Consider the following 17,452-nt stretch of genomic DNA (forward strand, 5'->3'; position numbering starts at 1 on the left):
TCATTCCGGCTCAGGCATGGCCCTCTCCAGAACCTCATAGACCCGTGGATTGCGCATTTGCGTCACGTTGAACCGCATGAAACGCGTCGCCATTTGCGAGGGGCTGAACACGTTGCCGGGGGCCAGCACCACATTCTCCGCCATCGCCCGTTGGGCAATCACACCCGTGTCACAGCCTTCGGGGAAGCGGCACCAGAGGTAGAACCCGCCACGCGGCAGAACCCAGGGCGTAATTCTCAAAGGCGCAAGCTTTGCGACCACCGTTTTGCGCGCCCCCGCCAGACGGCGGTGCAATTCGGCGAGATGTTTGCGGTAGATGCCCCCCGTGAGCACATGGGCCAGCAACTCGGTCGCCACCGGGCTTGGCCCACCAAAACTCGTTGCGACCTGTAGATCGACCAGCGCCTCGATCCAATCGGTCCGCCCGGCGATATAGCCGCAGCGCACCGAGGCCGAGAGCGTCTTGGAAAACCCGCCGATCCTGAGCACCCGGTTGAGCCCGTCGAGCACGGCCAGCCGGGGCGAGGGCTCCGGTTCGAGATCGACGAATGTGTCGTCTTCGACGATGGTCAACTCATGCGCCGTGGCCAGCGACAAAAGCTGATGCGCGACCTGTGGCGACATCGTGGCGCCCGTTGGATTGTGCAATGCGGAATTGGTCAGGTAGAGCCGGGGCGCCTGTGCCAATGCGGCCTCGAATACCGCCAGATCCGGCCCCTGCGGCGTGTAGGGAATGCCAATGATGTTGACCTGATGCGCCCGCAACAGCGCCCGAAAATTGAAATACCCCGGATCGTCGACCAGCACCGTATCGCCGGGCCGCAACAGCAGTCGGCAGATCAAATCCATCGCCTGTGACGCCGAGGCGGTCAGCATGAGGTGTTCGGCGGTGGCGTTCAGATTTTCCTCCGCAAACCGCCCAAGCAGGCTGCGCCGCAACACCATAGACCCGCGCGCAGAGGCGTAATTGGTCAGGATCGCCGCCTCGCTTTTCGCCACCGCGCGCAAGCCCTTGCGCAGGGCCTCCTCTGGCATCCAGTCCTCCGGCAACCAGCCGCACCCGGGCTGGATCGCGCCGGGACGCGCATCGAGCGACTGGCGCGACACCCAGAACGGATCGACATTGCGCGCCTGGGGCGAGCGCGCCTGCGCGAGTTTCATCGGCGGCAGGTTGCTGTTCGAGACATAAAAGCCAGAGCCACGTTTCGCGCTGATCACCCCTTCGGCGGCGAGCCGGTCATAGGCCTCGACCACGGTCGAGGGCGACACATGCATCTGTTCGGCAAAGCGCCGGATCGACGGCATCCGATCTCCCGGCCCCAGCGTGCGCGTGGCAATCCTGTCGCGCAGAACCTGCATCAGATGATCCGTCTTCGTGCCTGCCATTCAAAGCCTCCGTCTGATTTGCGCAACTGTACCGCTCATAGCAACCATACAGTTCTGTGGAATTGTACGGGATTGTCTCTGTCTACATCGGCCTCCCGCGCATACCCAGAAGAAAATCACGAAAAAGACCGACGGCACACACATGGATCACAAACTGACAGGCTGGGGCAGCGGATTCCTTGGCGTTCTCATCTTCAGCGGGTCGTTGCCCGCAACCCGCGTGGCGGTGACGGATTTCGCGCCGCTGTTCCTGACATCCGCCCGCGCCGTGATCGCCGCCGTTTTGGGTCTCTTGTGCCTTTTGGCCCTGCGCCAAAGCCGTCCCGACCAACGTGATCTGATGCCCCTCGGGATCGTTGCTTTGGGCGTCGTCATCGGCTTTCCGCTTTTGACGGCGCTGGCGTTGCAATCCATCACCGCGGCGCGGTCCATCGTCTTTATCGGCCTGCTTCCCCTCGCCACCGCGATCTTCGGCGTGATCCGGGGCGGCGAGCGGCCCAAAGCCGCTTTCTGGGTCTTTTCGCTCCTAGGCGCGGCGACCGTCTCGGGCTTTGCCTTTATGCAGAGCGAGGCCGGTGCTTCAAAAGGCGATCTTTTGATGCTGGCCGCGATTGTCGTCTGTGGCTTGGGCTATGCCGAAGGCGCCACCCTGTCGCGGCGCTTGGGTGGCTGGCAGGTGATCTCCTGGGCGCTTTTGATCGCGCTGCCGGTGATGGCTGCGCTCAGCCTGCTCACATGGCCGGCGACCTTCAGCACGATTTCGGCCCCCGGCTGGATCAGCCTCGGTTATGTCGCCCTGTTCAGCATGATGCTGGGCTTCGTGTTCTGGTATCGCGGGCTGGCGCTTGGCGGCATCTCTCAGGTCGGACAATTGCAGCTTCTGCAACCGTTCTTCGGCCTTCTTCTGGCGGCGCTTTTGCTGCGCGAACCTATCGCGTGGCAGATGGTCGCCTGCACCGCGATCACCGTGCTTTGCGTCGCGGGCGCAAAGCGTTTTGCCTGACAGTGTGAGGAAAAGGCCATGTTCCATATTCTTCTCTGGGTGCTGCGGATCAGCAGTTTTGGCACCGGCACAGACCCCGCCCATGTGATGCAGATGTACCGCACCACACCGGCGCGTTCACGGGAGGATTTTGGGCGGTGACGGCGCGGACATGAAGGTCACAGCGGCATGGCCAATACGCGTCTGAGGACGCTTCGCCATTGACACCCCGATGTGCCGCTTGCAGTCTCTGGCCACGTGGTGTGGCTGATCGGAAAGTTGTTTTGAAACAGGACTCTCAAACCCTCGTCGTCGATCTCGACGGCACCTTGCTTCGGTCCGATATGCTGTATGAAAGTTTCTGGTCCGGCTTTGCGGGCGATTGGAAACTGCCGTTTCGGGCCGCTCTGACCCTGTCCAAGGGCAAGGCCGCGCTCAAACGGATTTTGGCGCAGAATTCCAGTGTCGATGTCACCACTTTGCCCTATGACGACCGGGTTCTGGCGCGGGTGAAGGACTGGCGCGCGAGCGGCGGGCGCACCGCGCTTGTCACCGCGACGGATCAGGCGCTTGCCGATCAGATCGCCGCCCATCTCGGTCTGTTCGACGATGTGATCGGTTCGGATGGCGCGGCAAACCTGAAAGGCCCGGCCAAGGCCGACACTTTGGTGGCGCGCTACGGCGCGGGCGGGTTCACCTATATGGGCGATCACGAGGCGGATTTGGCGATCTGGTCCAAGGCAGGCGGTGCGATCACCGTGAACGCCAAACCGGAGCTGAAAGCCAAGGTGACCTGCGATGGCCCGATCGAGCATATCGACCGCCCCGCGCGGGATCTTGCCCCCTATTTCAAAGCCATTCGCCCGCATCAATGGCTGAAAAACATCCTGATTTTCTTTCCGATGCTGGCCGCGCATGAGTTGAGCCTGTTGATCTTTCTCAGAGCGCTCATTGCCTTTGCCTCGTTCAGTTTGATCGCCTCTTCTGTCTATGTTCTCAATGATTTGCTGGACCTGAAAGGCGACCGGGCGCATCCGCGCAAGCGCCTGCGCCCCTTTGCGGCGGGGACGATCCCCATCGCGCGCGGCACGGTCATGGCCGTCTCGCTTTTGCTTGCGGGGCTGATCCCGGCGATCTGGCTGGGCCTGCCGTTTCTCAAGGTCATGGTGGTCTATTATATCCTGACCATGGCCTATTCTTTGCGCCTCAAACGCCAGCTCGTGGTCGACATCTTTGCGCTGGCCGGGCTGTACACCATCCGCATTCTCGCGGGCGGCACCAGTTCCGCGATCCCGATGTCGGTCTGGCTTCTGGCCTTTTCGATCTTTTTCTTCTTCTCGCTTGCAGCCGTCAAACGTCAGGCCGAACTCGTCGATGGCCTGAAATCCGGCAAGCTCAAAGCCCATGGTCGCGGCTATCATGTCGATGACGTGCCCATCGTTGCGATGATGGCGCTGGCCTCTGGCTATGTGTCTGTGCTGGTCATGGCGCTCTATATCAGCTCGCCACAAGTCGCACAGCTTTACAGTCAGCCCGGCTATCTTTGGGGCGCTTGTCTTGTGCTGTTCTATTGGCTGAGTCGCATGGTGATGACCACGCATCGTGGCAAGATGAACGACGATCCGGTGCTCTACGCCGCCAAGGATCGGGTCAGCCTCATCTGTTTCGCGCTCATCCTCGGCGCTGGATTTGCGGGCGCCGCGCTGTGACGACGCTTGCGCATCTGTCGACCTCTGCGCTGGTGCTGCGCTATGCCGGGTTCGCCATTTTGGCGACGCTTGCCAATCTCGGTGCGCAACGCATGGTGTTGGGCATCTGGCCCAAGGGGTTGTTCTTCGCAATGATCCTCGGCACCGGGATCGGGCTTGTGGTGAAGTATCTCCTCGACAAGCGCTGGATCTTTTTCGACGTCGAGACCGGGGCGCGGGCGCATGGCCGCAAATTTGGCCTCTACACGGCGATGGGGTTGATCACGACGGCGATTTTCTGGGGCATGGAAGCGGGCGCTTGGGCGATTTGGCACAGCACCATGGCGCGCGAGGTCGGTGCAATCCTGGGATTGGCCATCGGCTATGTCGTCAAATTCCATCTGGACCGCCGGTTCGTGTTTCAAACAGGCCTGAGCTGAGCTTTTCATTTCAGCGCGCGGGTTTGTTCCTGTGCCGTTTGGGTAAAAGGCGCGCCAGCGTTTCCGTGCCGCCAAATCTCCCTGACGTCGCCAAACTCACTGTCATTTCCCGCAAAAATATGCCGCTGAGCGACGCCGTGGGGGCGATCGCGTTTTAGATGTGATGAATAAATCATCATGAGCCAAAGAGGGTTTTGGGAAAAAAGTTCCTCGTCGTTTTGAAAAGTTTCAAGACTCACCGTGGAATGTGTCGTTTATTTCTAAAAATTTGCATTGAAATAAGATGGTTATTTGATTTTTCCGCGTGAGACTTTTGGTCCGAATTTGCATGTAAAAGTCGTCAAAATCACCCCTTCGAACAGCTGAGGAAACTTTGTGCAAGCCGGTCGAAATTCCCTATCAGTGCTTGAAGGCGCGTCGGGTTCGGCCCCTTAACTGAGGATGCAAAGCACGGTGTTCGCGGCGTGCCCCACAAAGAAGAGCCCAAGATCATGACCCTCACGAATACGGCCACTGCCTCGCAAAATCTCTCTCGGATGGAGCGCCTTCTCGACGGTTTCGAGCCGGATTTCGAATTCCAGCCGGTCGATCCCCTGCCGGAGAGCGAATATGAGGACCGCCTGCGCCGTATCCGTCAGGAGGCGAGTGCGGCGGGGCATGATGTGGTGGTGGTGCATAGCGACAGCATCGGGTCCTACAAGACCTCGAACTCCTACCTGCGCTATATTTGCGACTGGGCCCGCGAAGGCGTGTTGATCATTCCGACCGACACGGATCAGCCGCTCAGCCTCTACACGATCTTTTCAAGCTCGGTGGTGCTGCCGCCGGTGGGCGAGCCGCTTTTGGTCGATGACATCTGGCAGGTCGGCACCTGGGGTCGCGAAACCTACAACCGCCCCGGACGCGGTGTCGATCGTGTGGTCGAGGCGGTCTCTGCGCATCTCATCCGCTCCGGGTTTCAATCCGCCCAGATCGGTCTGGTCGGGGATGCGACCTCTGCACCCTATTGGGATGGGCTGGCGCAAGAGCTGCCGCGCTGTCGTTTCGCCAAGGCACATGAGGCCATCGACCGGATGCAGCGCCGCCGGAGCAAGGCCGAACAGGCCGTCGTGCGCGCTGCCACCGAACTGGCCTGTATCGGCATGCAGGCGGCCTATCATGTGATCCGTCCCGGCGTGACCGACCACGAAATCTACGCCGCCTTCACCTTCGCGCAAATGGCGCGGGGCGGCGAGACCGGCGATGGCTATCAGATCGGCATCAACCGCTGGGGCACCCATTGCGGCAAACCCTACGGCCATGTCGTGCGGGGTGGCGATCTGATCAATCTCTATATCTCCTCTGTGCAATATCACGGTTATTCGACGCAAATCGCCCGGATGATCGCCGTCGGCGACATCACGGACGATCAGGAAGAGGTGTTGGAGATGTGTGCCGAGGGCGTCGAATGTGCCGCCGCTCTGGTGCGTCCCGGTGCGTTGATTTCCGACATCGCCAATGCCTCTTTCGCGCCCTATATCGCGCGCGGCTATCTCAGTTCTGCAGACAGCCGGACCATGCCTTACAACTGGCAGGCCGGCGAAAACGGCGCCCCTTTGCGTGTCCCGACCCAGTATGTCCCCGATGCGGATTGGGAAGCGAAGGGGCGCCGGATCAACCATGTCTGGCCCGCCACAAAAGGACCGCACAACCCGAATGTCGGCCATTCGGTGTCGATGCCGAAAATGCCGCCCTACAACATTCAATCCAACAATCATGCCAAACTCGAAGAAGGCATGACCTTTGTATTGCACTCCCAATGGCTCGACCCGCTCAAGGCGGGGGCGAACATCGGAGATTGCTATCTTGTGACGGATAACGGGGCAGAGAACCTCTCCCGTCATGTCCCCCTCGCGGCCCATCGCGTCAGCGTCTGAGCCGCCCCTGAACGACTATAAAACGTCCAACAAAGAGGAATCCACATGTCTTTCACCCGCCGTTCCCTGATGACGAGCGCCCTGTCTGTGGCGCTGGCCGCCGGTGCTTTGGTCGCGCCGATGAGCGCTCAGGCCGAAACCACGCTTGTCATCGCCAACTCGCAATGGCTCGACGCCCTGCGCGGCCAGAACCTTTGGGCCGCGATCAAGAAATTCGAAGAAACCCATCCCGATGTGACGCTCGAACAAGAAGCGATCCCGTCCAAGGACTACGCGGATCGTCTCATGACCGAGATGGGCGCGGGGCAGGGGCCGGACATCATGATCGTGCAGGAGGGTCTGTTCTATACCCTCGCCGGGGCCGAATTCCTCGTGCCGCTCGACGATGTGACCGAAGGCGTCGACAATCTGAACGCCACCAATGAAAACGGCGTCGTGGACGGCACCCGCCTCGGCATCGCATGGCAGCGCGCCGTTTATGCGCTGATCTACAACAAATCCGTCCTTGCCGCCGCGGGCGCCGAGGTGCCGACGGACATCGACGGGCTGATCGCCAATGCCGAAAAGGCCGCCTCGGCGACAGGCGCCATCGGGTTTACCGGCCGTCATTCGATGAATGAATTCAGCGCGTGGTTCATGGATTTCCAGAACTGGGCCTATGGCTACGGCGTCGATTGGGTCGATGCCGAGGGCAAGCTTACCATCAACACGCCGGAAGCCGTCGAAGCGGTCGAGGCGTTTAAGGCCGCCTATGTCTCCGGTATTATGCCGATCGGCGATCCGATGAGCACCCAGCGCACCCGCTTCAAAGAAGAACAGGTCGCCTTTTCCATCGACAATTCCGGCGGCTCTTTGAACATTGCCTCGGGCGGTGCGATGCCGTCGAGCGATCTCGGTGCGGCGCCGCTGCCCTTCCCGCATCCGGGCGCGCACCAACAGATTTTTCTCGGCGTCAGCACGCATTCCGATCACCCGGAGGTGGCCAAGGAATTCCTGTCCTGGCTCTTGACCGATGAAGGGCAACAGGCGCTGCGTGAGGCCTCTGGCCCGGATGCTCTGGCCACCGATGTGCCGGTGACGGCAGAGTTCGAAGCGGCCAACCCCTGGGCGCCGGCCTTCGCCGAATTGGCGGAAACCTCGCGGTCGACCCTGATCCCGGGCTATGAGCTTGAGACCACCTCGATCATGCGTCCGGTGATGACCGGGGTTGAAAAGGTGCTTTTGGGGGCGGCAACCGCCGAAGAGGCGCTGGCCGAGGCGCAAGCGGACATCTCCGCCGATTTCAACTGATCTGACGTAAGACTGAGAAGGACCGCGACACATGTCGACACCGACCATATCGCGCCAACGCCTGACGGCCCTCGTACCATATGCCTTTGTCGCGGTCCCGCTCGCCTATCTCGGGGTGTTCATGTTCTGGCCGCTGATGCGCCAGATGTGGATGAGCCTCACCGATACGCGGCTCATGAACCCTACCAAGGGGGATTTCATCGGGCTCGAAAATTATCGACACCTGCTGGCCGACCCGCAATTTTACACCTCGCTGCATGTCACCGTGGTCTACACGCTTTTGACCGTGATTTTCGGGGTCGGGCTTGGCACCATTTCCGCTCTGGCGATCAACCGGCCCTTTCCGGGGCGCACCATCGTGCGTGCCGTGCTGCTCTTTGGCTGGGCCGTGCCGAATGTGGCGGCGACGCTGATCTGGCTCTGGATCTACAACGGACCTTCCGGGGTGGCCAATGAGCTGACCGAATGGCTGGGCCTCGGGCGGGTGCAATGGCTGACCTCGATCGACATGGCGTTGCCGTCGATCATGATCGTGACCGTTTGGCAGGTGGCGCCCTTTGTCATGCTGGTGATGCTGGCGGCGCTGCAATCCGTGCCCGATGAGGTGCGCGAAGCCGCCCGCGTCGATGGCGCCGATGCGCTCAACGTGTTCCGCAATGTCACCTTGCCCTACATCTTGCCAACCATGCAGCTCGTCTCGCTTCTGGTCGCCGTCTGGTCGATCCGTCGCTTTGAGATCATTTACCTGCTCACAGGGGGCGGGCCGATCGGTTCGACCAGCACGCTTGTGGTGCAAATTCGTCTGACCGCCTTCGAGGATTACGATCTTGGTCTGGCCAGCGCCTATGGCGCGGTCGGTCTGGTCCTCGCGCTGCTGGTCGCTCTCGTCCATTTTATCTTCGAGCGCCGCCGGGCGCGGGTGATGTCGAAATGAAACGCAATCCTCTTTTGTCCCTCTCGCGCGGTCTTCTGATCGTGATCCTCGCGACCTTTGCAGGCTTTCCGGTCTATTGGATGGCCTCCACCGCGCTGAATGTGAATTCGCAGCTCTTCAACACCGGTCAGGTGCCTTGGCCCCAGCTCGGCAATCTGCCGGAACTTCTGAGCGAACTGGCGCAGGTGCCGATCCTGCGCTGGCTGATGAACACCGGGCTGATCGCGGCAGGCACGACCGTGCTCAGCCTCACGCTCGGCTCCGTTCTGGGCTACGCGCTCAGCCGGTTTCGGTTTCAGGGCCGCGGTGCTATCGGTTTTCTGCTGTTCATGACACAGGTGATCCCAGAGGCCCTCATCGTCGTGCCGCTCTACGCGATCTTCATCACGCTGGGGCTTTTGAATAACCTCTGGGGGCTGGTGCTGGCCAATGTCGGCTTTTCCCTGCCAGTGGCGGCCTTTATCCTCAAAGGCGCGATGGATGCCATTCCCTATGAGATCGAGGAAAGCGCGATCATCGACAATTGTCCGCGTCTTGGCATCCTCAGCTTTGTGATCTTTCCGCTGATCGCGCCCTCGTTGGCCGCCGCCGCGGTGATCTCTTTTTTCGCGGGCTGGAACGAATTCCTCTTTGCCGCGACCTTCCTGATGGACCGTGAACTTTGGCCCACCTCGGTCGGCCTCGCCAGCTTTATCGGCCAATATGAGACCCCGCTGTCGGCGGTCATGGGGGCGGCTCTGGTGTTTTCGATCCCGGCTGTCGCCTTCTTCCTCCTCGTTCAACGTAAAATCGTCGCAGGCCTGACCTCCGGCGCAGTGAAAGGGTAACCCATGCCCAAGATTGATTTCAAAGGGATCACCAAATCCTTTGGCCCCACCACCGTCATCCGTCGTTTTAACGCCAGCGTCGAGGACGGCGAGTTCCTCGTGCTGCTCGGGCCCTCCGGCTGTGGCAAGTCCACGCTGTTGCGGATGATCGCCGGGCTGACCGATATTTCCGGCGGCGAGCTGTTGTTCGATGGCGCGCTGGCCAATGACTGGACCCCGAAACAGCGCGGCGTCGCCTTCGTGTTTCAATCCTACGCGCTCTATCCGCATATGACCGTGCGGGCGAATATCGCCTTTCCTCTGGTCATGGACCGGTTCCGCAAATGGCATCATATCCCCTTCGTCAACATGGTGCAGCGCTGGAAGGTGATGCGCCAGCCGGAGGTGGCCGACGCGGTCGAGCGGATCGCCGAGCAACTGGAACTGACCCCGCTTCTCGACCGGCGCCCCGCCAGCCTGTCGGGCGGGCAACGTCAGAGGGTGGCGCTCGGGCGCTCTTTGGTGCGCGATCCCTCGCTCTATCTTTTGGACGAACCGCTGTCGAACCTCGATGCCAAACTGCGCACCCAGATGCGGTCCGAAATCACGACGCTGCACCAAAAGGTGAAACGCACCTTCGTCTATGTCACCCACGATCAGGTCGAAGCCATGACCATGGCGACCCGCATCGTGGTGATGAACCAAGGCTATATCCAACAGATCGGCACCCCGGACGAGATTTACGACACACCGGCCAACACCTTTGTCGCGCGCTTCGTCGGTGCGCCGCCGATGAACCTTTTGCCGGTCAAGATCGCGGGCCAGACCCTTCACGCCGAGGGCGACAGCCGCTGGCAACATGACGGCGGTGCTCCGAAAGGGGCCACGAGCGCGATCTTTGGCATTCGTCCCGAAAAGCTCCGCCTGACGGCGCCGGGCGCGGGGAGAATTCCGGCGCGGGTGGCGGTGATCGAACGTCTCGGCGCGGAAACCGTGCTGGGCTGTCGGCTGGGCGCCGAAGCGGCGGATGTGAGCGGGATCAGCACCGAAAATCTGGTGTTCGTGCGCACGCCGGGACATCCGGGCTTTGCTCATGGCGAGGCCTGCGGTCTCGATTACGACGCGGGCGATGTCGTTTGGTTCGACAAATCCAGCGGCCAGAACGTCGCCGCAACCCCCGTGGTGTCCACACCCGAGCCCGCTTTTGAAGGATAAGACCATGGATCGTTTTCTTGTCTCCGCCACCGGCCACAGCCTGAATTACCTGCCGCATTACGTGGCCGTCTGGCAGGGCTATTTCAAAGACGAAGGCCTCGATGTCTCCGAGGTCGTGCCGCGGCCCTGGGACCTTGTCCTCGATCACATCCGGGACGGCGAGGCCGAGGCCGCGCTGGGTGGCATCTGGGTGCCTTCGATGTTTCATGGCCGTGATTTTCAGGCTCAGGGCCGCAATCTTGTGCCCTTTGCCCAGATCTCGAACCGCGCGCCGCTGGCTCTGGTGGGGCGCGAGGCGTCCTATGCCTTCGACGCCGCCTCCCTCGTCGGGCGCACCGTTTTGATGAAAGGCTCGAACGGGGCGAGTGTCGGCATCTACCTCAAGATGATGCTGCGCGAGGCAGGGATCGACCCGGCGCGGGTGAATTTCATTCAGGACCTCGACGCAGGCATCCTTCAGGACTGTTTCGCAGGCGGCATGGGAGATTTTCTGCTGATCGACCTGCCGGGTGCGCTGGCTTATCAAGCGGCGGGAAAAGGCAAGCTGGCGGCGATCTTTGCCCGTGACGGCGGCGATATTCCGTGGAGCGTCTATTACACCGAGGGCGTGCCCGAAGGCGACGATCGTCGCGCGCGTTTCATGCGCGCATTGGGCCGGGGCATGGCCTGGGTGAACGCCCATGAGGCCGCAAGTTTCAAGGATTTCCTCACCGAGACATTTCCCGCCATCGCGCCAGAGATCGCGTGCGAGGTGGTCGATCTCTACCGCGAGATGAACATGTGGACCAGCCCGCGCATCGGGGAAAAGTCCTATGCGCGCTGGCAAAAGGGCATTGCCGACGCCCATCTCACAGAGACGCCGATCCGCTATGACGACCTGATCGACAGCGCGCCGAGCCTGTCTCTGAACAGCGGGGCCGTGGCATGATCCGTGTGGCCGTCACCAATCCCAACACCACCGCCTCGATGACCGAAGGCATCGCCCGCGCGGCGCGCGCGGCGGCGGCTCCGGATGTCGAGATCCTCGCCGGTCAGTCCGCGCAGGGCCCCGAGGCCATCGAGGGGCCTTTTGACGGCGCCTTGGCCGTGCCCGGCATGTTGGCGCAGATGCGCAGGGCCGAGCTCGAAGGCGCGGGAGCCCATGTCATCGCCTGTTTCGACGACACCGGGCTCGATGCCGCGCGCGCCTGTCTGAGCGCGCCCGTGGTGGGCATCGGCGAGGCGGGCATGCATATCGCGGCGCTCCTCGCGCACAGGTTTGCCGTGGTCACCACCCTGTCGCGCTCCGTGCCGGTGATCTCCGACAATGTGCGGCGTTACGGTTTTGCCGAGCGCTGCTCTGCGGTGCTTGCCAGTGACATCCCGGTTCTGGCGCTGCACGATCCGGCGACCGGCGCGGGCGATGTGATTTCGCAGCACATCGAACAGGCCCTGAAACAGGGGGCGGAGGCCATCGTGTTGGGCTGTGCCGGGATGACCGATTTCGCGCGGGCGCTGGAACAACGCCATGGTGTGCCGGTGATCGAGGGGGTCGGTGCTGCGGTCGGTCTCGCCAGTCAATTGGCCCGACAGGGGGCGCAGACCTCGCGGATCGGGGTCTGGGCCCGTCCGACGCGCCTGTCGCTGTTGGACTGAGGATCAGCCGTCTTTGGTCTGGGGGGTGGACACATTGTCGAGGCGTCGCACGAGTTGGTCGATATGGCGATACCGATCCGCAGCGGCGCTGCCCTGAAGCCCATGCACCTGCCAGGCCAGATGATTGATCAGCGTCACCGCCGCCGTGAAACTGTTGAACGGCGCTGGGCTTTGGGTCCGGCAACGCAGGGTGAGATCGGCGGTGCGCGCACTGGCGCCCGCGCTCATATCGGTGATCAAAAGCGTTTGCCCGCCCAGATCGCGCACCGCTTCGAGCAGCGGCACAAGCACCTTGGGGCGGCGGCGAAAGGCGATGACGATCAACAGATCACCCTGCCGCATGTTGCCGACGTCATGCGACAAAGACCCCGAGCCGACGTCGATCAGATGCACGTCCGGGCGCACCAGCGTCAGGTAATGCGCCGCATGGCTGGCCAATCCGTGACCGCTGCGCAGCCCGATGATCCAGACCCGCGTTGCGCCCACGATGCGCTCAGCGGCCTCGCTGAGGCGCTGTTCGGGGAGGGCGGCAAAGGTCTGGCGAATGTTCTCGATGTCGGTGTCGATCATCGTTTCGGCGCGCAGCGTGTCGCCGTCTTCTGGCGGGCGATCCGACAGGCCGCTCTGCGGCGAGCCCCAGAATTGTTCGGCCCGAATGGCGCGTTTCGCCTCCGGGTAGCTGCGATAGCCGAGCACCCGGATCAGTCGCGCCGCGGTGCTTTTGGACACGCTGGCCTTCGCCGCGAGCTCGGAGGCGGTGTAGAGCGGCATGTCCATCTGATGTTCGAGCATGACATTGGCCAGCCGTTTCTCAGAGGGGCTAAGCTCCGCATAGACCTGATAAATTCGGGCTTCCAATGTGGCGTCGTTCATCCTGTGTCCCTGTGGTGTTGCTGCATGTCCGGGGCATGGCGCACGGCTTTGAAACTTTTTTCCCGAAGACAGATGTAACCTGAACCGAAAGTTTAAAAATGAAAAGCTATCAGATCGAAAATCCGGATGAAAAACAGGTGGCGCTGCTGTCAGAGGCCTTTCCGCGTCTGGTCGAGCTTGGGGGCGCCTTGCGGGATCAGGTGCTCTGCGCCTGGTGCAGCGTGGTGGCCTCTTCCTCCTATGACACGGTGTTCGATGTGCCGTTTTCGCATGGTTCGACTGACCGTTTGGTGGATCACACCAATGATGTCGTCGAGGCCGGGCTGGCGCTCAGTGATATGGCGGCGCGGCAGTGGGGGTGGGAGATCGACCGGCAACGTCTGGTGGCGATCCTGCTCCTGCACGATCTGGACAAGCCTCTGTTGATGGATCGTCGGGCGGGGGAGGACCACGCGACTCCGGTGTCACTGCGCATTCCGCACGGGGTGTTGGCGGCGATGCTGCTGGCCGAACTGGGTGTCGGCGAAGAGATCACCGCCGCCGTGGCCACCCATGCGACGCACGCCCCCTTGCGTGGCCCGGATCGGGAGGTGTTGATCCTGCATTACGCCGATCTTTTCGCGGCGGACAAGGCGCTTCTGGACACCGACCGCATGCCGTTTTTCCGGCGATGCCCGCTTTAGAAGTGACGCAGGAGGGATCACCTCCCTCCTGCCTCGACTTATCTGCGCTCTTTCTTGCGGGTCATCCAAAAGGGCGGCACATCGCCGGCCATGACACAGCCGTAAGGGTCGATGTAATCCTCGATTTCGGCCAGACCGTAGTCCTTGATCTGGTCGACCACCGAGGCCGCGCTTTTGTAGCTCGACGGCAGTTCGGAGGCGTCGATGCCCCCGGCGTGAAACCGCACGTCGAGACCGGAGGTTTCCGCCTTGAGCTGTTCCTCCGGCGTGACCTCGCCCATCCGGCGACGATGCTCGGAGCGCGAAAAATTCCGCCCCGCGCCATGCGGGCTAAACCCAAGCGCGTGCCCGGCATCGCTCCCGCGCACCACCAGCACAGGCTCTGCCATGTTGAGCGGAATGAGCGTGCGCCCCGTCGCATCCTGCGCGTAGTGATCCCAGGCGGGCGTCGCCCCCTTGCCGTGGTAATAGAGATCACCGCGTTTGAAGACGAAGTTATGCTCGTTCCAGATCCGCTCGCCGACATCCCCCAGACGCCCGGCCTCGACCGTCGCCTGATGGAGCGCGTTGTGGTTGGCCTTGGTCCATTTGCGAATGAGTTGGAGGGCCTCCCAATATGCGATGCCTTCCGCGCTATCCGCCGGAATCCAGGCGTTCTGTTTCAACGTTTCAGGCGAGATCTGTTTGCGGAACTTCTGCGCCACATCCATGCCGAGTTTGTAGAGCACGGCCCCCGGCCCGCGCGAGCCGTGGTGGGTGACCATGGCCACGCGGCCGGTGTTGCGCGACCGCCCGATGAAGAGGAAATGGTTGCCATCCCCCTGCGTTCCCATGTGTTCCTGTGCCATCCGCATGATTTTCGGATGGTTCAGGAAGGGGTTCTCGCGAAACGCGTCCAGAAGCTTCAGGGATGTGGTGAACCGCGCGCCATTGCGCCGTCCGCCGGGCCCGAAATGCGTTACCGATTGTGCCGCATCGAGCACGGTTTTCGGGTCCGCATCTCCCAGATCGGTCATCATCACCGAACAACAGATGTCCGCCGAATGCATCCCCGGGTGAATGGCGTTTTTCGCCGCCACAACCCCGCCGACCGGAATGGTCCCCACGGGCCCCGCCGGGCAGGCATCGGGCATCACGGCCCCGCTCACCACAGTGGGCGTGCGCATCAAGACCTTCATGGTCTCGCGCACCTTGGCGACGTTGTCCTCTTCGTCCGGGGTTTCTGCGCGGATGTTCTCATGAAACGGCACAGCGCCCGTGGCGTGAAGCGGGATTTTCGGCAGCACTTTCGGCTTTTCGACCTCGAGCGTCGCGCGAATGTCCTCCACGCTCGCCCCGTCGGCAATCATAGCCTCCGCCCGTTCCAAAAGCGCGGGAAACTGCGCCCCGGGGAGATGCCCCCATGCGATCAGATCTGTCCCGGTAATCTGGCTCAATGTCATGTCTTTCGTCATTTCAACCACTTGGCCCTTTGGCTCAAGCCTTTCGTCTAAAATCAGGTGATTGAAGTGCCGGGGGCTTTGGGAATGGGCCCTTGGCCCCCGGCGGTGCAACGGACACGGATTTGCCCGTTCTTTTCTCTTCACTCTTTCGATGGCCCTTTGTCGCTGTTGCGAGGCCCCACTTCGAAGAAGAAATGGGGCTGAGTTTAAGGTGTTGAAATGATTTGATTAATTAAGGGTTTTGCGTAAGGGTTATTCTCATATACGATATAAAATTATCGTAACTTATATAAAATAATATCATGCGTAACGTCGTTATCGGATTTCTAGGCACCCAGCTCGATGCGGGGAAGAGGCGGCGCTGGAAGCCGACCCCATCGCTGGTCGCCCATGAAAACTTTCACGTGGACCGGCTCGAGCTGCTTCATGACCACAAATTCAATCGCTTGGCTCATGCGGTAAAGCGCGAGATCGAAGCGGCCAGCCCGGACACCGAGGTGGTGCTCAATCGGCTCGATCTTGAGGACCCTTGGGATTTCGAAGAGGTCTACGCCAAGCTTTTTGATTTCGCGCGCGGCTATGGATTTGATGAGGATCGTGAACAGTATCACGTGCATCTGACCACCGGCACGCATGTGGCCCAGATTTGCTGGTTCCTCTTGGCCGAAAGCCGTCACGTCCCGGCGCATCTGTTGCAAACCGGGCCGCCGCGTGAGGATCATCACCCCGCGAAACTCGACATCATCGATTTGGACCTGCGGCGCTATAATGCGTTGCAGCATCGCTTTGATCTGATCTCGCAGGAATATAGCGATCTTTTAAAAGGCGGCATCGAGACCCGCAATCCTGCCTATAACAGTCTGATTTCACAGATCGAACATGTGGCTGGGGCGACCAAGGCGCCGATCCTGTTGCTGGGCGAAACCGGCACGGGCAAGACGCAACTGGCCGAGCGCATCCATGCGTTGAAACTCGACCGACGGATGATCAAAGGCCGTTTGGTGCATGTAAATTGCGCCACGCTCGCCGGGCCTGACGGGATTGCCATGCTCTTTGGGCAGCGCCGTGGCTACACGGGGCAGGCCGGATCGGAACGCAACGGGTTGCTGCGTGAGGCGGACGGTGGCGTGTTGTTCCTCGATGAGATCGACGAACTGGGGCTACGCGAGCAGGCGGTGATCCTGCACGCCATCGAAACTGGGCGCTACTATCCACTTGGTGCGGATTATGAGGTCTCAAGCCAGTTTCAGGTGATCGCAGGCGCGAACCGCGACCTGCGCAAACTGGCGGCCGACGGCCTGTTTCGTCAGGATTTGTTGAGCCGGCTCACGGCCTGGACCTTTGAAATCCCCCCGCTGCGTCAGCGCCGTGAAGATATCGAGCCCAACCTGATCCATGAGCTGACGCGCGCCGAAAAGGAGCTTGGCGTGCAATATGGGTTCAACCTCGACGCCCGCGCCCGCTATCTGAAATTCTGCCGGGATCCGGCGACGCTCTGGCCCGGAAACTTCCGCGATTTCGGGGCCTCGGTACGGCGGATGTGCATTTTGGCAGCACGCGGACGGATCACCCGCCCCATGGTCGAGGAGGAAATCCTCCGCCTGCGGGCGTTGTGGACCGCCTCTGAACGTGACGCCGATCAAAAGCTTCTGACGGAGCTTTTGGGCCGAGCGGCCGAGGAGATCGACCTGTTCGACCGCGCGCAACTGGCCGCGGTGATCCGCAGCTGTCGCCAAAGTGCCAGCCTGAGCGAGGCCGGGCGCATGCTCTTCGCCCAGTCCCGCAATCGCCGCACCTCCACCAATGACGCTGACCGCCTGCGCAAATACCTCGCGAAATACGGCCTCGACTGGGAGCAGGTCATGGCGTTTCTTTGAACTGCCTCCCTTCGAAACTCCAACGCGGCGCGCCGCGTTGGAGCTGGTTGTGAAGCGCGCAGGTCTCACCCCGATGCGAGGCCTTGGTCTCGGCCCGCTCTGCCGCGACGAGGGCGGCCAGACGGTCCAGCGCCAGACGGCGGTTCTGGTGTTCTGCGCGCCTGTCGATCCAGGTCGAGCGATTGTAAAATTTGGAGATGTGGGCGCGCACGGCGTCCCGCTCCCCGAAAGGGGATCAGCGCCGCGTCAGATCCTGCGGAAGGGACGTTTTGATGGATACGGTCA

General features: G+C 61.5%; 17 protein-coding genes. 13 read left to right on the forward strand and 4 right to left on the reverse strand.

All coding sequences use genetic code 11. The features are described from left to right. A complete protein-coding gene (locus tag ACN0X0_RS14445; RefSeq protein WP_417279715.1) occupies positions 1–1,386 on the reverse strand; it encodes a PLP-dependent aminotransferase family protein in 1,386 nt (461 codons plus the stop codon). Between the two features lie 142 nt (positions 1,387–1,528). Between ACN0X0_RS14445 and ACN0X0_RS14450 the strand changes: the two genes are divergently transcribed. From ACN0X0_RS14450 to ACN0X0_RS14500, 11 genes are all read left to right on the forward strand, one after another. After that, positions 1,529–2,389 carry a DMT family transporter gene (locus ACN0X0_RS14450; RefSeq protein WP_417279716.1) on the forward strand — a complete coding sequence of 287 codons (861 nt, stop codon included), beginning with the start codon at positions 1,529–1,531 and terminating at the stop codon, positions 2,387–2,389. Between the two features lie 18 nt (positions 2,390–2,407). Beyond that, positions 2,408–2,530, forward strand: coding sequence for a hypothetical protein (locus tag ACN0X0_RS14455; protein ID WP_417279717.1), 123 nt, complete (start codon positions 2,408–2,410; stop codon positions 2,528–2,530). A 122-nt stretch (positions 2,531–2,652) separates the two neighbouring features. Then, positions 2,653–4,077: a UbiA family prenyltransferase gene (locus tag ACN0X0_RS14460; protein WP_417279718.1), complete on the forward strand. Its 1,425-nt coding sequence runs from the start codon at positions 2,653–2,655 to the stop codon at positions 4,075–4,077. Next, a complete protein-coding gene (locus tag ACN0X0_RS14465; protein ID WP_417279719.1) occupies positions 4,074–4,496 on the forward strand; it encodes a GtrA family protein in 423 nt (140 codons plus the stop codon). The genes ACN0X0_RS14460 and ACN0X0_RS14465 overlap by 4 nt, the downstream gene beginning before the upstream one ends. Before the next feature lie 491 nt (positions 4,497–4,987). Next, positions 4,988–6,412, forward strand: a complete 1,425-nt coding sequence (locus ACN0X0_RS14470) for a M24 family metallopeptidase (RefSeq protein WP_417279720.1) — start codon at positions 4,988–4,990, stop codon at positions 6,410–6,412. A 45-nt stretch (positions 6,413–6,457) separates the two neighbouring features. Then, positions 6,458–7,702, forward strand: a complete 1,245-nt coding sequence (locus ACN0X0_RS14475; protein WP_417279721.1) for an ABC transporter substrate-binding protein — start codon at positions 6,458–6,460, stop codon at positions 7,700–7,702. Positions 7,703–7,733: 31 nt separating this feature from the next. After that, positions 7,734–8,636, forward strand: a complete 903-nt coding sequence (locus tag ACN0X0_RS14480; RefSeq protein ID WP_417262876.1) for a carbohydrate ABC transporter permease — start codon at positions 7,734–7,736, stop codon at positions 8,634–8,636. Then, the gene (locus ACN0X0_RS14485) at positions 8,633–9,463 is read left to right on the forward strand and encodes a carbohydrate ABC transporter permease (protein WP_417262877.1); all 831 of its coding nucleotides are present in this window, start codon (positions 8,633–8,635) and stop codon (positions 9,461–9,463) included. The genes ACN0X0_RS14480 and ACN0X0_RS14485 overlap by 4 nt, the downstream gene beginning before the upstream one ends. A 3-nt stretch (positions 9,464–9,466) precedes the next feature. After that, positions 9,467–10,657, forward strand: coding sequence for an ABC transporter ATP-binding protein (locus ACN0X0_RS14490; protein WP_417262878.1), 1,191 nt, complete (start codon positions 9,467–9,469; stop codon positions 10,655–10,657). 4 nt (positions 10,658–10,661) lie between these two features. Next, positions 10,662–11,585, forward strand: a complete 924-nt coding sequence (locus ACN0X0_RS14495; RefSeq protein ID WP_417279722.1) for an ABC transporter substrate-binding protein — start codon at positions 10,662–10,664, stop codon at positions 11,583–11,585. Further along, a complete protein-coding gene (locus tag ACN0X0_RS14500) occupies positions 11,582–12,292 on the forward strand; it encodes an aspartate/glutamate racemase family protein (protein ID WP_417279723.1) in 711 nt (236 codons plus the stop codon). The genes ACN0X0_RS14495 and ACN0X0_RS14500 overlap by 4 nt, the downstream gene beginning before the upstream one ends. Positions 12,293–12,295: 3 nt before the next feature. Here the strand turns inward: ACN0X0_RS14500 and ACN0X0_RS14505 are convergent, their stop codons facing one another. Further along, positions 12,296–13,165, reverse strand: coding sequence for a MurR/RpiR family transcriptional regulator (locus tag ACN0X0_RS14505; RefSeq protein WP_417279724.1), 870 nt, complete (start codon positions 13,163–13,165; stop codon positions 12,296–12,298). Positions 13,166–13,263: 98 nt separating this feature from the next. Between ACN0X0_RS14505 and ACN0X0_RS14510 the strand changes: the two genes are divergently transcribed. Continuing rightward, positions 13,264–13,848, forward strand: a complete 585-nt coding sequence (locus ACN0X0_RS14510; protein WP_417279725.1) for an HD domain-containing protein — start codon at positions 13,264–13,266, stop codon at positions 13,846–13,848. A gap of 38 nt (positions 13,849–13,886) precedes the next feature. Here ACN0X0_RS14510 and ACN0X0_RS14515 read toward each other — a convergent pair whose 3' ends face one another. Beyond that, positions 13,887–15,302: an RtcB family protein gene (locus tag ACN0X0_RS14515; RefSeq protein ID WP_417279726.1), complete on the reverse strand. Its 1,416-nt coding sequence runs from the start codon at positions 15,300–15,302 to the stop codon at positions 13,887–13,889. A 290-nt stretch (positions 15,303–15,592) separates the two neighbouring features. Here ACN0X0_RS14515 and rtcR point away from each other — a divergent pair, with 290 nt between their 5' ends. Then, positions 15,593–17,167: an RNA repair transcriptional activator RtcR gene (gene rtcR, locus ACN0X0_RS14520; protein WP_417279727.1), complete on the forward strand. Its 1,575-nt coding sequence runs from the start codon at positions 15,593–15,595 to the stop codon at positions 17,165–17,167. Here rtcR and ACN0X0_RS14525 read toward each other — a convergent pair. After that, the gene (locus ACN0X0_RS14525; protein WP_417279728.1) at positions 17,151–17,378 is read right to left on the reverse strand and encodes a hypothetical protein; all 228 of its coding nucleotides are present in this window, start codon (positions 17,376–17,378) and stop codon (positions 17,151–17,153) included. The two genes, rtcR and ACN0X0_RS14525, sit on opposite strands and share 17 nt — an antisense overlap. Between the last annotated feature and the right edge of the window lie 74 nt (positions 17,379–17,452).

Origin of the sequence: Celeribacter sp., assembly GCF_048270365.1 — a bacterium.
Lineage (GTDB): Bacteria > Pseudomonadota > Alphaproteobacteria > Rhodobacterales > Rhodobacteraceae > Celeribacter.